This is a genomic window from Rhizobium sp. P38BS-XIX (assembly GCF_012641435.1).
Taxonomy (GTDB): domain Bacteria; phylum Pseudomonadota; class Alphaproteobacteria; order Rhizobiales; family Rhizobiaceae; genus Rhizobium.
On sequence record NZ_JABAIJ010000003.1, the window covers coordinates 200,667 to 214,231 of the forward strand.

At 61.4% G+C, this 13,565-nt stretch carries 13 protein-coding genes; all 13 read right to left on the reverse strand.

Annotation, left to right across the window (positions count from 1 at the left end; all coding sequences use genetic code 11):
- Positions 1-95: 95 nt before the first annotated feature.
- Complete coding sequence (gene hpaI, locus HGP17_RS12970; protein ID WP_168809501.1) at positions 96-902, reverse strand: 4-hydroxy-2-oxoheptanedioate aldolase; 807 nt, start codon at positions 900-902, stop codon at positions 96-98.
- Between the two features lie 11 nt (positions 903-913).
- Entirely contained in the window at positions 914-1,717 is an 804-nt protein-coding gene (gene hpaH, locus HGP17_RS12975; protein WP_168809503.1) for a 2-oxo-hept-4-ene-1,7-dioate hydratase, read from the reverse strand.
- Positions 1,717-2,589, reverse strand: coding sequence for a fumarylacetoacetate hydrolase family protein (locus HGP17_RS12980; protein WP_168809505.1), 873 nt, complete (start codon positions 2,587-2,589; stop codon positions 1,717-1,719). The genes hpaH and HGP17_RS12980 overlap by 1 nt, the downstream gene beginning before the upstream one ends.
- Before the next feature lie 23 nt (positions 2,590-2,612).
- Positions 2,613-4,067, reverse strand: coding sequence for an NADP-dependent succinate-semialdehyde dehydrogenase (gene gabD, locus HGP17_RS12985; RefSeq protein ID WP_168809507.1), 1,455 nt, complete (start codon positions 4,065-4,067; stop codon positions 2,613-2,615).
- Between the two features lie 69 nt (positions 4,068-4,136).
- The gene (gene hpaD / locus HGP17_RS12990) at positions 4,137-5,117 is read right to left on the reverse strand and encodes a 3,4-dihydroxyphenylacetate 2,3-dioxygenase (protein WP_092707806.1); all 981 of its coding nucleotides are present in this window, start codon (positions 5,115-5,117) and stop codon (positions 4,137-4,139) included.
- A 40-nt stretch (positions 5,118-5,157) separates the two neighbouring features.
- On the reverse strand, positions 5,158-6,675 hold the full coding sequence (gene hpaE, locus HGP17_RS12995) for a 5-carboxymethyl-2-hydroxymuconate semialdehyde dehydrogenase (protein ID WP_168809509.1): 1,518 nt from the start codon (positions 6,673-6,675) through the stop codon (positions 5,158-5,160).
- Positions 6,676-6,718: 43 nt separating this feature from the next.
- Entirely contained in the window at positions 6,719-7,105 is a 387-nt protein-coding gene (locus HGP17_RS13000; protein WP_168809511.1) for a 5-carboxymethyl-2-hydroxymuconate Delta-isomerase, read from the reverse strand.
- Positions 7,106-7,158: 53 nt separating this feature from the next.
- Entirely contained in the window at positions 7,159-8,178 is a 1,020-nt protein-coding gene (locus tag HGP17_RS13005; protein ID WP_168809513.1) for a phosphotransferase, read from the reverse strand.
- Positions 8,179-8,184: 6 nt separating this feature from the next.
- Complete coding sequence (locus tag HGP17_RS13010) at positions 8,185-9,468, reverse strand: aspartate aminotransferase family protein (RefSeq protein WP_168809515.1); 1,284 nt, start codon at positions 9,466-9,468, stop codon at positions 8,185-8,187.
- A gap of 2 nt (positions 9,469-9,470) precedes the next feature.
- Complete coding sequence (locus HGP17_RS13015; protein ID WP_168809517.1) at positions 9,471-10,826, reverse strand: aspartate aminotransferase family protein; 1,356 nt, start codon at positions 10,824-10,826, stop codon at positions 9,471-9,473.
- A gap of 17 nt (positions 10,827-10,843) precedes the next feature.
- Positions 10,844-11,494 carry an HAD-IA family hydrolase gene (locus HGP17_RS13020; protein WP_168809519.1) on the reverse strand — a complete coding sequence of 217 codons (651 nt, stop codon included), beginning with the start codon at positions 11,492-11,494 and terminating at the stop codon, positions 10,844-10,846.
- Positions 11,491-12,744, reverse strand: coding sequence for a Tm-1-like ATP-binding domain-containing protein (locus HGP17_RS13025; RefSeq protein ID WP_168809521.1), 1,254 nt, complete (start codon positions 12,742-12,744; stop codon positions 11,491-11,493). Before HGP17_RS13025 ends, HGP17_RS13020 begins: the two co-directional genes overlap by 4 nt.
- On the reverse strand, positions 12,744-13,529 hold the full coding sequence (locus HGP17_RS13030) for an IclR family transcriptional regulator (protein ID WP_168809522.1): 786 nt from the start codon (positions 13,527-13,529) through the stop codon (positions 12,744-12,746). Before HGP17_RS13030 ends, HGP17_RS13025 begins: the two co-directional genes overlap by 1 nt.
- Positions 13,530-13,565: the final 36 nt, after the last annotated feature.

The window sequence follows — 13,565 nt, forward strand, 5'->3', positions numbered from 1 at the left end:
CCGTTTTGACTGAGCGTGCACAACGTATCCTCAAGGCCGATAATTTGCGCGATGAGGCGCAAGGTCATGCGACGCCGGGGAGGCGGCGTCAGCGATCAATAGACCTTGGCGTCCGCCGGCGGCTTGGCGGCGTCGGCTTTCTTGAAGTCGTCGAGGAGCTTTGTCGTGGCGTTGGCAAGCAGGGTGACGTCGTTGCCGATCGCGACGAACGTCGCACCAAGCTCGAGGTAGCGTTTTGCCAGCGAGAGATCGCCGATCAGGATGCCCGCGGCCTGGCCGTGCGACTGGATTTTCGCCAGAGCCTTCTCGACCTCGGCCTGAACTTCACGGGCACCCGGCTTACCGAGATAGCCCATATCGGCGGCGAGATCGGCCGGGCCGATGAAGACGCCGTCGACGCCTTCGGTCGAAGCGATATCGTCGAGTGCCGCGAGCCCTGCACGGCTTTCCACCTGTAGAAGCAGGCAGATCTCATCATTGGCCTTTGCAAGGTAATCCGGGATGCGGTTGAACGCTGAAGCGCGGGCGAGGGCCGCGCCGACGCCGCGCACGCCGTGCGGCGGATAGCGCACAGCCTTGACCATGGTCTCGGCCATCTCCTTGCTTTCGACCATCGGGATGAGCAGGGTCTGAGCGCCGATATCGAGCATCTGCTTGATGATCCAGGTCTCGCCGATCGGCGGACGGATGATTGCGTGGCTCGCCGTGCCCTTCATCGCCTGCAGTTGCGAGACGAGCAGCGGCACGTCGTTCGGCGCATGCTCGGCGTCGAGCAGCAGCCAATCGTAACCGGCGCCTGCTGATATCTCGACCGTGTAGGCATTGGCGAGGGCCTGCCAGAGGCCGATCTGCGCCCGCCCTTCCTTCAGTGCCTGTTTAAAGAGGTTCTTGGGCGCAGGCATGTCTTACTCCTTCATGCAAAGAACAGGCTGACCGATCCGTAGGGACCGAAATCGGCAGTGATCGTATCGCCGTGCCGCGCCTCGATCGGGCGGATGAAAGACCCTGCAAGCACGATCTGGCCGGCTTCGATACCGTCGCCATATTGTGACAGGCGATTGGCAAGCCAGGCGATGCCGCGAGCCGGCTGGTTAAGAACGCCGGCGCCAAGGCCGGTTTCCTCGACTTCGGCGTTGCGGCTGACGATCGCACCCATCCAGCGCATGTCGATCTGGTCGGGCCGCACGGCGCGGCCGCCGGTGACGATGCCGGCATTGGCGGCATTGTCGGAGATGGTGTCGACGATGCTACGCGCCTTCTTTGTGTCGGGATCGACCCGGAGGATGCGCGTGTCGAGAATCTCGAGGGCAGGAGTCACATAGTCGGTGGCATTCAGCACATCGAAGATCCAGACGTTTGGCCCCTTGAGTGGCGCCTTCATAACAAAGGCGATCTCAGCCTCGATGCGCGGCTGGATGAAGCGATCAGCCGGCACGGTCGCGCCGTCCTCGAAGATCATGTCGTCGAAGAGCACGCCGGAGTCCGGGATGTTGATGTTGAGGGCATATTGCATTGCCTTTGACGTCAGTCCGATCTTCCAGCCGATCGGCTTGCGTCCCTGAGCTATCTTCTTCTGCACCCATGCACTCTGGACCGCATAGGAATCGTCCATGGTCATCTGCGGGTGCTTCAGCGAGAGGAGCCCGGTCTGGACGCGCGTCCGCTCCGCCTGATCGAGGCTCTCTGCCGCGGCCTGGATTTCATCTTGCGACAGCATCAGCGCACCTCGTCTGCGATCGTGTTTTTGAGGATGCCGAGACCATCGGCCTCGACTTCGACGACATCGCCCGGCTTCAGCCAGATCGGCGGGTCGAAGCGGGCGCCGGCGCCGGTCGGCGTCCCCGTGACGATGACGTCACCGGGAACGAGCGTGATGAAGGTGGAGATGTAGTTGATGATCTTGCGGAAGGAGAAGATCATCCGGCTGGTGCGGTCGCTCTGGCGCACTTCGCCGTTGACGCGAGTTTTCAGCTCGATGTCGTCGAGCTGAGCCGCATCGGTGAAGGGGATCAGCCAGGGGCCGATCGAGCCTGTATTGTCGAAGTTCTTGCCCTGGGTGACGTTGAACTTCGCGTGCCGTACCCAGTCACGGATCGTGCCTTCGTTGCAAAGCGAGAGGGCCGCGATGTGGTTGAAGGCATCGGCTTCGGCAATCCGGCGGCCGCCCTTGCCGATCACGATGACGATCTCGCCTTCGTAGTCGAGCTGCGGGCTTTCCGGCGGCCGGATTAGCGGCTGGGCATGTCCGGTGAACGACCGCGGAAAGCGGATGAAGAGCGAGGGGTTGGAGGGGGCAGCCTGCCCATCCTTATACTCCTCGTTGCGGTCGGGGAAATTGACCCCGACGCAAATGATCTTCTCCGGGGACGGAATGGGAATCTCGAAGCGGATGTCGTCGAGTGCGAAATCCGGCTTCAATGATTTGGCTTCCTCGGCGAGTTGAACGAGGCGACCGGCCCCGATCACTTCGCGTAGCGTCGCCCATGTCGCGCCATGGCGGGTCGAAAGGTCAACGACACCGCCGTCGACCGCAAGCCCGTAGCCATGACGGCCGTTTCTCGAAAAAGACAGGAATCTTGGATGGGTCATGCTTTCATGGCCTTCTCTTGACCTCAGACGACGCCGCCGAGGCAGACATATTTGATTTCGGTGAACTCCTCGATGCCGTAGCGCGATCCCTCGCGGCCGAGGCCGGAAAGCTTGACGCCGCCGAAAGGCGCTTCGGCCGTCGAGATCAGGCCCGTATTGACCCCGACCATGCCGTATTCCAGGGCTTCGGCGACGCGGAAGACGCGGGCGAGGTCCTTGGCATAGAAATAAGAGGCGAGGCCGAATTCGGTGTCGTTAGCCTGGGTGATAACATCGGCCTCGTCCTTGAAGCGGAAGAGGGGAGCCACCGGCCCGAAGGTCTCTTCCTTCGCCACTGCCATGGCAGGGGTGACATCGGCAAGCACGGTTGCCTCATAGAAGCGCCCACCGAGTTGATGGCGATGACCACCGGCAACGACGCGGCCGCCCTTGGAAAGGGCATCGGCGACGTGTTCCTCGACCTTGGCAAGCGCTGCCTCGTCGATCAGCGGGCCGAGATTGATGCCTTCGTCGAAACCGTCGCCTGTTTTCAACGACCCAACCGCCTTGGAAAGCTTTTCCGCAAAAGCATCATAGACGCCATCCTGCACATAGAGACGATTGGCGCAGACGCAGGTCTGGCCGTTGTTGCGGAACTTGGCGATCAGCGCGCCTTCGACAGCCGCATCGAGATCGGCATCATCGAAGACGATGAAGGGTGCGTTGCCGCCCAGTTCGAGGCCGAGTTTCTTGATGGTCGGTGCACTCTGCTTGTAGAGCTCGGCGCCGACTTCGGTCGAGCCGGTGAAGGTGAGCTTGCGGACGATCGGGCTCGAGGTCATCTCGCCGCCAATGGCGCGGGCCGAGCCCGTCAGCACACTGAAGAGCCCCTTTGGCAGGCCGGCGCGTTCGGCTAGGATCGCGATTGCGATTGCCGAAAACGGTGTCTGCGAGGCAGGTTTCAGCACCATGGCGCAGCCGGCGGCAAAGGCAGGACCGGCCTTGCGGGTGATCATGGCATTGGGGAAATTCCAGGGCGTAATCGCCGCCACGACGCCGATCGGCTGCTTCATGACCAGAATGCGCTTGTCCTTCTGGTGGCCGGGAATGATGTCGCCATAAACACGACGACCCTCTTCGGCAAACCATTCGACGAAGCTGGCGCCATAGGCGATCTCGCCCTTGGCTTCCGGCAGTGGCTTGCCCTGTTCGGCCGTCAGGATGCGCCCAAGGTCGTCCTGGTTTTCCATCATCAGCTCGAACCAGCGCTTCAGGATGCCGGAGCGTTCCTTGGCGGTGCGGGCGGCCCATTCCTTCTGAGCAACTTCGGCTGCAGCAATTGCCTTCTTGGTCTCGGCAGCACCCAGATTGGGAACCAGGCCGATGATCTCGCCATTCGCCGGATTGTCGACCTTGATCGCATTGGATGGATCGGCCTCGATCCACTCGCCTCCGACCAATGCCGCCTGACGGAACAATGTTGCGTCTTTCAAATTCATGATTGCCTCCTCGCGCTTGCGAACGTTGATGAGGAGCGGGCGTTTTTCACCCGCTCTCAAGGGTAACGCTTAAGGAGCGATAATCGGCTGAGCCTTCAGGTCAGGCTCGGCCACTTCCGCACCGGCAAACAGGCTACCATGTTCGAACCAGGATTTGGGAGCCGGCGCACCCCAAAGCGTCTGACGCTGCGGATCTTTCAGATCCCACTTGATCGGCTCAAGATCGGGATCGACGGTCTGGTAGTCCGAGCAATAGATCTCGATGCGATGGCCATCGGGATCGAGGATATAGAGGAAGAAGGCGTTGGAGATGCCGTGACGTCCCGGACCGCGCTCGATATTGGCAACCCAGCCGGTCGTCGCCATCAGGTCGAGCAGGTCGATGATGTTGAGCGGCGTCGGCACCCAGAAGGCGGTGTGATGCAGGCGCGGGCCGCGGCCATTGGTGAAGGCGATGTCGTGGACGCCGCCCTTGCGGTGCGTCCACGCGGCCCAAAGGCGGCCGGTCTCTTCGTCCGCCGTATACTCCGTTACACGGAAGCCAAGCTCGTTATAGAAGGCAACGCTCTCGTCGACATTGGTCGAGAAGCAGTTGAAGTGGTCGATGCGCAGCGGCTTCACGCCCTTGTAGAGCGCGTATTTCTGGTGGATCGGCGGCAGACGGTCCATCTTCGAATAGAATTCGAGCGGGATGCCGTGCGGGTCGCGGGTGCGGAACGTCCGCGCCTGGTAGGGCCGCTCGACCCATTCCACCGGCAGGTCCTTACCCTTGAAAAAATGCGCCGCCTTGTCGAGGTCTTCGTCGCTGAACACCTTGAAGCCGAGATCACGGGCTTCGGCCTTGTCGGACTTTTTCAGCACAATGCAGTGATGGCCACGCTCCTCCATCGCACGCAGGTAGATCGTATCGGCCGTCTCGTCCGTTACCTGCAGGCCAAGCGTGTCGACATAGAACGCGCGGGACTTGGCAAGATCGGTGACGCCGAACTCGATGTGGCTGAGGCGCACGATGTTGAAGGGCGGATAGAGATTGGGTTTCGGCAGGGGCATTTGTTCCTCCTCGTATGCGTAGTTATGGGATGTTAGCGGCTCAGCCGCCGAGTTTCTGGATGGCGTGCGGCTTGGTCGCGAAGGCGATGTTCTTGGTTTCCATGTAGAAATCAAAAGACCAGTCGCCGCCGTCGCGGCCGATGCCGGAGCTCTTGACCCCGCCGAAGGGGGTCGGCAGATGGCGGACGTTTTCCGAATTCACCCAGATCATGCCGGCTTCGAGATGATCGGTGAAACGGAAGGAGCGCGTGACGTCGGAGGTCCAGAGATAGCCGGTCAGGCCGTACTGGACGTCGTTGGCAAGCGCCAATGCATCCGCTTCGTCCTTGAAGGGGATGGCCGTCAGCACCGGCCCGAAGATTTCTTCCTGGGCGATGCGCATCCGGTTGTTGGCGCCGGTGAACAGGGTTGGCGAGACATAGCAACCGCCACCGGGGCCGTTGACCTTCTCGCCGCCGGCAGCAAGCGTGGCACCTTCCGCCCGGCCGATCTGGATATATTCCAGTACCTTCTTTTCGTGCACGGGATGAACGAGCGGGCCTACGACGGTTTCCGGGTCCAGCGGATGGCCGACCTTGATGCGCTTGGCCTTCTCGGCGACGATCGCGGTGAACTTGTCGTAGACGCTTTCCTCGACCAGCAGGCGCGAAGACGAGGTGCAGCGCTCGCCGTTCAAAGAGTAGATCATGAAGACGGCCGCATCGGCGGCGCGCTCAAGATCGGCATCGGCAAAGACGATAACCGGGTTCTTGCCGCCGAGCTCGAAATGCACGCGCTTCAGCGTGTCGGCGCCCTGCTTCATGATCATCGAGCCGGTGCGGCTTTCGCCGACGAAGCCGATCGCCTTGATCAATGGGTGTTCCGTCAGAGCCTTGCCGGCGTCTTCGCCGAAGCCGTTGACGAGGTTCCACACGCCCTTCGGCAGGCCGGCTTCCTCGGCGATGTCAATCAGAAGGCGGGCCGTCAGCGGCGAGAATTCGGCCGGCTTGTGGACGATGGTGCATCCGGCGGCAAGCGCTGGCGCAATCTTCCAGGTGGACAGCATGAAAGGCGTGTTCCAGGGCGTGATGATTCCGACCGGGCCGATCGGCACGCGTGTCGTCAGGTTCACCTGGCCTTCGGCGCGGATCGCCTTGCCGTCACGGGCTTCCGGCGCACGATCGGCGAAGAAGCGGAAATTCTCGGCGCCACGCAGGGCGGCCTTGGCCATAAACTTCAGCGACTGCCCGGTGTCCATGCATTCGACGAAAGCGATCTCTTCGGCGCGGGCCACAATCGCATCGGCAATTTTGTGCAGAAGCTTCTTGCGGGCGTCACCCGGCATGGCAGCCCATTCGGCAAAGGCGGCCTTTGCGGCCTTGGCGGCACGATCGATATCGGCAGCCTTGCCGCGAGCGACGGTGGCAAGCGGCTTCAGATCGACCGGCGAAATGGTCTCGAAGGTCGAATCGTCATCGGCACGGACATCCTCGCCGTTGATGCGGTTGAGAACACCGCGCTCCTTGAATCGGGCCAGAAAGCTTTCGGCCTTTGCGATGTTTTCCTGCAATTTGGACATCGTCTATTTCCTTGATGTTATCTCGTCCCTAAGGCGGGCGTGGTCACTTGCCGCGCAGACGCGGATGAATGGCGTTCTTCTTCCAGCTCAGTTGCGCGTCGATCTCGCGGATCTCCAACGACAGCGCGAAATGCGGGGTCTCGAAGAGGGGGCCGAGAACGTCGATGGCAGCGGCAAAGATTGCCTCGCCTGTGCGCTTCTTCTCTTCGTCCGTGCGACCCTTGCCGATGCGGAAGTTCAGATCGACGAAGGCGTTTTCGGGCAGCTTGTCGGCGATGGCGTAGTGATCGGCGCGAAAGGCGCGTACCCGCACGGCGCCGACCTCGAAAAGCTCGGTGTCCAGAATCGTTTTCAGCAGCCGTTCGCAGAGCGCGCCAATGTCCGCGCGGCCATCCAGGTTGGCCGAATATTCGATGGCGAGATGTGGCATCAAGTCCTCCCGAACTTTATTTACTTAACACGTTAACAATAGTGGAAAGGATGTCAAGCGGCCGCGTTGAGCTTTCTTGCCATCTCCAGACTTTCGTCGACGTAACGCGACAGGCGTTCTGCAGCGCCCGGTATTTCCGGGCGTTCGGCCAGCCATCCGATATAGGTGAGACTCCGCAGCACCATGAAAAGCGGCAGGCTCGCAAGTGCCGCGTCGGCCAGCATCCGCCTGCTGCGATAGCCTGCTATCAGTGCAGCCTCGATCGCGTGATAGGTGGGCTCGTTGCGATTCTTGAGCAAGGTCGTTGCGAGATCGAACAGTCGAAAGCCATGGCCCGCATCGTCGAAATCGATGAAGGCGACATTACCGTCCGCACCCGTCAGGAAAATGTTTTCCCGCACGAGATCAGCATGGATCAAACCATAATCGAGGCCTTGGTTGCCTGCGTTCGCAAGCGCTTGACGAAGCTCGGCGCGCAGCGCCGATAGCGCCATGACGCTCTCGGAGGAAAGACCTTTGCAATCCCAGAAGCGGCCCCATAGCGGCTTTTCGCCGACGAGACCTTCGGCATCCCATGCCGGACGGCGAAAGCGCTCGGGTGGTTGCCAGGCATCGGCAAGCTCGTGCATGGTGGCCATGTCCTGGCCGATGCGAAAGAAGATGTCGGCCTGCCTCTCAGCCGAATGCGGCAGCGGCATGCCACTTTGACCCAGCGGAGCCCCATCGATCCAGCTCACCACGTCCGCATGTTGCTCGGGAAAATGCCTGGTCGCCGGCAGGCGGACTAGGCTCTGCTTGCGGATCGTCGGCACCGGGCTCGGCACATCCAGGCCACCGAGCTTGAGCGCTGCCATGAAATGCAGCTCCGAACGCAGGCTCGTCTCGTCGTGATAGCCAGGGCGATGCAACCGGAGCGCGGCGAACTGGCCGTCCCCCAGCGTGATGCGAAAGACGGCGTTTTCCCGATATTTCATCAGGACAGGCTCGTGAGCCCGAACAGGCCAATGGTCGAGGGCTTCCAGCGCGCGCTTTTGCAACGCGTCGCGGATGGTCTGCGGCAACTGATCAGCCATATCGCCTCACAGGCCAGACAGGACGTCGTCGAAGATCGACAACATGTAGTCAGCATTTTCCCGCGTGAACGGCATGGGCGGGCGGATCTTCGTGGCGCATTGGTGAATGCCGATCTTGCCCATCAGCACGCCGCGTTCGCGCATTTCGTTGACGATGCGGGTTGCTTCAGCGGTTGCCGGCTCCTTCGTCTGCTTGTCCATCACGAACTCGGTGCCCATGAAGAGGCCGCTGCCGCGAACGTCGCCGATGATCGAGTGTTTCTCGGCCAGTCGCTGGAAGGCGTTACGCGTGTATTCGCCGACGTTGCGGGCATTCTCGATAAGATTTTCATCCTCGATGACATCGAGCACGGCCATGGCGGCCGCGCAGGAGACTGGATTTCCGCCGAAGGTGTTGAAATAGCGGAACGCCTTGCGGAATGCGTTTATCGTGTCGAGATTGGCAATCACGCCGCCGACCGGGTGACCGTTTGCCATCGGCTTGCCCAGCGTGACGATGTCGGGAACGATGCTGGCGTGCTGGTGACCCCACGTATGCGTGCCGGTGCGGCCGAAACCGGGCTGTACTTCGTCGGTAATCACGAGACCGCCAGCCTTGCGTACGGCGGCGACCGTCTTGTCGAGAAAGCCCGGCGGCAGATCCGGAAAGCCTTCATTGCCAAAAAACGGATCGATGATGATGGCCGAGAAGCCATGTGGCGTGTTCTGAAGCGAGGCGATCGCCTTCTCGACCTCTGCCGCAAAGGCTGTGCCAAAGGCGTCTCCGCCTTCACCGCCAAGCGGACGATAACTGTCCGGTGCCGGCACGTGGCGAACATGGCCGCCAAAGCCACCGACGGGCGGCATGCGGGTGGAGAGCTGCGACACGGCGGTCGTGTTGCCATGATAGGTGTGGTTCGTGGCGATGACGCCTGTCTTGCCCGTCACCGCCTGCGCCATGCGCAGCGCCACGTCGTTCGCTTCGCTGCCGGTGCAGGTCAGGATCGCGGCGTTCAGGCTCTCGTCGAAAGTCGCCGTCAGCCGCTCGACATAGTCGAGAATGCCTTCATGCAGATAGCGCGTATGCGTGTTCAGCGTCGAAGCCTGCCGTGTGATCGCTTCCACCACGCGGGGGTGGCAATGGCCGACATGCGGCACATTGTTGTAGCAATCGAGATATTTACGGCCGTCGGCATCCCATAGCCAGACGCCTTCCCCGCGCACGAGATGCACGGGGTCGTCGTAAAAGAGCGACATGTTTTGGCCCAAAAGCCGTTCGCGCCGCGCGATAAGGGCTGCGTTGTCGGACATCATCAGGCTCCCGCAGCAGTAAGGCCGGCATCGAGCGCGGTCAGCATGGTCTGGACATTCTCGGCGGTAACGATCAACGGCGGCGACATGATGACGTTGGCGCCCGAGGTGCGCACGAGCACGCCGGCATCATAGGTCGCGTCCTGCACCTTCTGGATGACGTCCTTGGCGGCGCCGCTTTTCTTTGCGCGGTCGCTGACGAGTTCCAGGGCGCACATCAGGCCCTTGCCTCTGATGTCGCCGATCAGCTCATGCTTGTCCTGCAGCTTCTTCAAGCCGGAGAGCAGCTCTTCACCACGGGCGGCGGCGTTTTCGGCGACGTTGAGCCGCTTGGTTTCCTTCAAGGTGGCAAGGGCCGCAGCGGCACCCACCGGATGGCCGGAATAGGTGTAGCCGTGGCCGATGCTTCCGACCGCGCTCTTGTTGCTTTCGAAGACCTGCGCGACCTTGTCGGAAATCATGACAGCGCCGAAGGGGAAATAGCCGTTGGTGATCGCCTTGGCCGTCGACATCATGTCCGGCTGCACGCCCCAGAGACGCGATCCGGTCCAGGCGCCGGTGCGGCCGAACGCCGTGATGACCTCGTCGGCAATCAAGAGAATGCCGTGGCGGTCGCAGATTTCGCGCATCAGCGGCAGGAAAGTTTCGTGCGGAACGATAACGCCGCCGGCACCAAGGACTGGCTCGACGATCAGAGCTGCGATCGTATCGGCGCCCTGGAAGGCGATTTCATCCTCGAAGAGCCTGCCGATCGCAGCCGTAATCTCGGCGTCATCGGTGGTGTTGAAAGGGTTGCGATAGGAGAAGGGCGCGGGGAGGTGGATGACGCCCGGCAGCAGCGGCTCGTAGTTGCGGCGGAAGTTCTGGTTGCCGTTCACCGAGGCGCCGCCGAAATGCGTACCGTGATAACCCTTCTTCAGTGCCACGAACTTGGTGCGCTCCGGCTGGCCATTGACCTTATGGAACTGGCGCGCCAGCCGCAGGCAGGTCTCGACTGAATCCGAGCCGCCCGAGGTGAAGAAGGAACGGCTGAGGCCATCCGGCTTGAACCATTCGGCAAGCTCGTAGGACAATTCGATCAACGGCGAGTTCGTTGTGCCACGGAAGGTCGAGTAATAGGGCAGCTCATCGAGCTGATCGCGGATCGCCTTCTTCACCGGTTCGCAGGAATAGCCGAGATTGACATTCCAGAGGCCACCGACCGCGTCCAGCACCTTTTTCCCATGAATATCGACGATTTCGACACCTTCGCCTGAGTTGATGATGCGCGGCGGGTTGGCCTGCATTTCAGCGGGATGCGCCATCGGATGCCACAGGTGGCGGGCGTTGTTTTCGATGATGAAATTGGTCTCACGCATATCAAATTCCTCTTTGTTCAGAGTCCCAGCATCGCAAGTGCTTGGGCATAGCTTTCGGCAGGGCGGGTCACGTCGAAATGCACGTGAGGCAGGCTCACGGCTTCAGCGCCCTCGATGTTCTTCTTCTGGTCGTCGACGAAGACGCAGGCTTCTCGCGGCAAGTCGAGCTCGGAAAGAACGAGTTCGTAGGCGCGGGGATCGGGCTTCAGGATCTTCGTGTAGGTGGCATCGACGATGACGTCGAAAAGCTCGATCAGCGGAAAGCGCTGGCGGAACTCGACGCCGTAGAAGAGGTCGAGCTCGTTCGACAGGATCGCCAGCTTCAGGCCGGCTTCCTTGGCGCGAAGGATGGCGTTGCGGGCTTCCGGTCGCAGAACCAGTTCCGGCTCGGCGCCGCGCGCCCGGCGCACGAAGGTCTGCATATCGGTCCAGTTTTCACCGACAAGCTTGCCGACTTCGTTCGTGCGCTTGAGCCAGTAGTCGCGTTCGGTAATCTCGCGGTTCTGCATCGCGACCCAGAGCGGATCCGTCGTTGTGTCGAACGGCCCGAGCCAGGTCAGCGATCCCCTGGGAAGGCCGAGCGTGCGTTCGGTGATGTCATGGGTTTCGAACAGGGTGCGGGTGACGACGCCACCGAAGTCGAGGATAAGAGCGCGGTCTTGTGTCATGGCCGTCCCTCCGGAATGACGCCTTCGGCGACCCATCGATCGAATATTGCGAGGGCGGCGGTGGAGAAGGCGGGTGCGTTGATATGGGCGTCGACTTCCTGCAGCGTGACGGAAGGCGGGATGGCCCGGCGCATCTCGTCGATAAAGGCGTCTAGCCCTTCGGGATCATGCAGCGGCTCTTCCGGCTTGTCCCATTCCTGCAGGCCCTCGGTTGGCAGGAGGAAAGCGACCTTTGCTTCGGCGCGTTTCAGCTTTTCCCCGATCAGTCGTGCGACTTCACGCCGGCCCTCGGGGGATGTCGTGACTGATCCGATCAACCGGTTATGGGCGTGATAGGGACGATCCGCGAAGATCGCGGGCAAGTCCTGCCACGCCTGGAGATCGACCATGTCGACTGCGCCTGGAGCCACGATCTGCGGAGTGCCGGCGCGTCCGGCATTCTCAAGCCTGTCCGGCCCGGAGGTGACGACGGTGCCGTAATGATGGTTGCTGACCTCCTGGATGCAGAAGTCGAATACGGCGGCAAAGTCCCCCTTCGCGGCGATCGCTTCATAGGCGCGCCCGCCCATGCCGGTGGAATGGAAGACGGCGACGTCATAGCCGCGTTTTTCTAACTCGGGTCTCAGATACTTCATATATTTCAGGCAGGAGGAGCCGAGCGATGTCATGCCGACGAGCGGCCGCTTGCGATCAGGCTTGGTGCCGTGCCTTGCCGCGCCGACAATCGCGCCGCAGGCCTGGGAGAGAACCGACTGGCAGATGCTGTTGAGACCGTAGAGACCGCCGGCCCATAGGATCATCATCAGATCGGGCGCGATACGTTCCGGCGGAATGAGATGGGAATAGGCGATGGTCGAAACCACGAATTTCGGGACACCGAGCGGCAGGACGGCGGCAACATCAAGCGCCAGGTCCGTTCCCATGGAGCCACCGAGCACGATGACGCCGTCGACCAGTCCCTCCTCATAAAGGCGGTGCGTCAGCGCCGTAGCGCCTCTTGCCATGGCTGCCATGGCGCTGTTTTCATCACCGCTTGCGGCGATGTTTTGGATCGTCGTTGCGGCGGCCTTGGCAATGTCATGCTTGGAATAGTCAGGCGTATAGGGCGGATCGCCGAGAATGCTCACATCCATCATGACCGGCTGCCCGCCGGCTTCGGTAATGACCGATGCCATGAATTGCAGTTCGTCGCACTTGGTGTCACCGGTGCCGATGACGAGTATCTTTGGCAGGGGAGCCGCGGGGCTCATCAATCTCTCCTCCTGATGTCTGGAATGGTTCCCGTGGGTCTTTCCGACCCGTAATATTTTTCTGAGATCGCATTGGCCGTCGCGACGGCCAGAGCGCCAAATTCCTGAATGGCCGTCTTCGTGGTGCGCGAAAGCGGAGCGGCAATAGCGACGCAGCCAATGGGACGGCCGCTGGGCGTGCGCACCGGCGCGGCAGTGCTGATCACGCCGGTCTCCAGACCCTGGTGGCTGATGGAAAAGCCGCGCGTTGCCGTTTCGTCGAGCGCGGCGCGAACCAGTTGCGGATCGGTGACGGTGCTGTCGGTAAATCTCTCGAGATTTTTCGCGAGAGCTGCCTCGATTTCCGTCTGCGGACAAAAGGCCAGGAATGCCAAGCCCGATGCCGTGGCATGGAAAGGCAGAAGACTGCCGACATCCACGATGATGCGGTGAGCGCGCGGCGAGTCTTCGACATGAATTGTTGAGAGCCGGCCGCCGGAAAATTCCGAGAGGTGCACGGTTTCCGTCGACGATTCGGCGAGCGCCTTTATAAAGGGAATGGCGATCCGCAGAAACGGAAAGCGAGCCTCGCGGATGCGCGCAAGACGCACCGGCGCCGAGCCGATGCGGTAGCGGCGGCTATCCGGATCCTGTTCCACGAAGCCGTGTTTTTCCAGCTCCACCAGAAAGCGTCGTGCCGTCGCCTTGTCCAGTGCGCACAGGCGAGCGATGTCGGTCAGACCCGCCTCCTTGTCCAGCCGTGACAGGGTATCCAGCAATGCCAGCGCCTTTCCGATCGTGCTCATCATTCCTCCTCTTGGGTTGGTCAGGGTCTGATTTGG

Bases quoted from the DNA above. Each gene is read 5' to 3' on its own strand.
- hpaI (WP_168809501.1), bottom strand. From the start codon at position 902: ATGCCTGCGCCCAAGAACCTCTTTAAACAGGCACTGAAGGAAGGGCGG.
- hpaH (WP_168809503.1), bottom strand. From the start codon at position 1,717: ATGCTGTCGCAAGATGAAATCCAGGCCGCGGCAGAGAGCCTCGATCAG.
- HGP17_RS12980 (WP_168809505.1), bottom strand. From the start codon at position 2,589: ATGACCCATCCAAGATTCCTGTCTTTTTCGAGAAACGGCCGTCATGGC.
- gabD (WP_168809507.1), bottom strand. From the start codon at position 4,067: ATGAATTTGAAAGACGCAACATTGTTCCGTCAGGCGGCATTGGTCGGA.
- hpaD (WP_092707806.1), bottom strand. From the start codon at position 5,117: ATGCCCCTGCCGAAACCCAATCTCTATCCGCCCTTCAACATCGTGCGC.
- hpaE (WP_168809509.1), bottom strand. From the start codon at position 6,675: ATGTCCAAATTGCAGGAAAACATCGCAAAGGCCGAAAGCTTTCTGGCC.
- HGP17_RS13000 (WP_168809511.1), bottom strand. From the start codon at position 7,105: ATGCCACATCTCGCCATCGAATATTCGGCCAACCTGGATGGCCGCGCG.
- HGP17_RS13005 (WP_168809513.1), bottom strand. From the start codon at position 8,178: ATGGCTGATCAGTTGCCGCAGACCATCCGCGACGCGTTGCAAAAGCGC.
- HGP17_RS13010 (WP_168809515.1), bottom strand. From the start codon at position 9,468: ATGTCCGACAACGCAGCCCTTATCGCGCGGCGCGAACGGCTTTTGGGC.
- HGP17_RS13015 (WP_168809517.1), bottom strand. From the start codon at position 10,826: ATGCGTGAGACCAATTTCATCATCGAAAACAACGCCCGCCACCTGTGG.
- HGP17_RS13020 (WP_168809519.1), bottom strand. From the start codon at position 11,494: ATGACACAAGACCGCGCTCTTATCCTCGACTTCGGTGGCGTCGTCACC.
- HGP17_RS13025 (WP_168809521.1), bottom strand. From the start codon at position 12,744: ATGAGCCCCGCGGCTCCCCTGCCAAAGATACTCGTCATCGGCACCGGT.
- HGP17_RS13030 (WP_168809522.1), bottom strand. From the start codon at position 13,529: ATGAGCACGATCGGAAAGGCGCTGGCATTGCTGGATACCCTGTCACGG.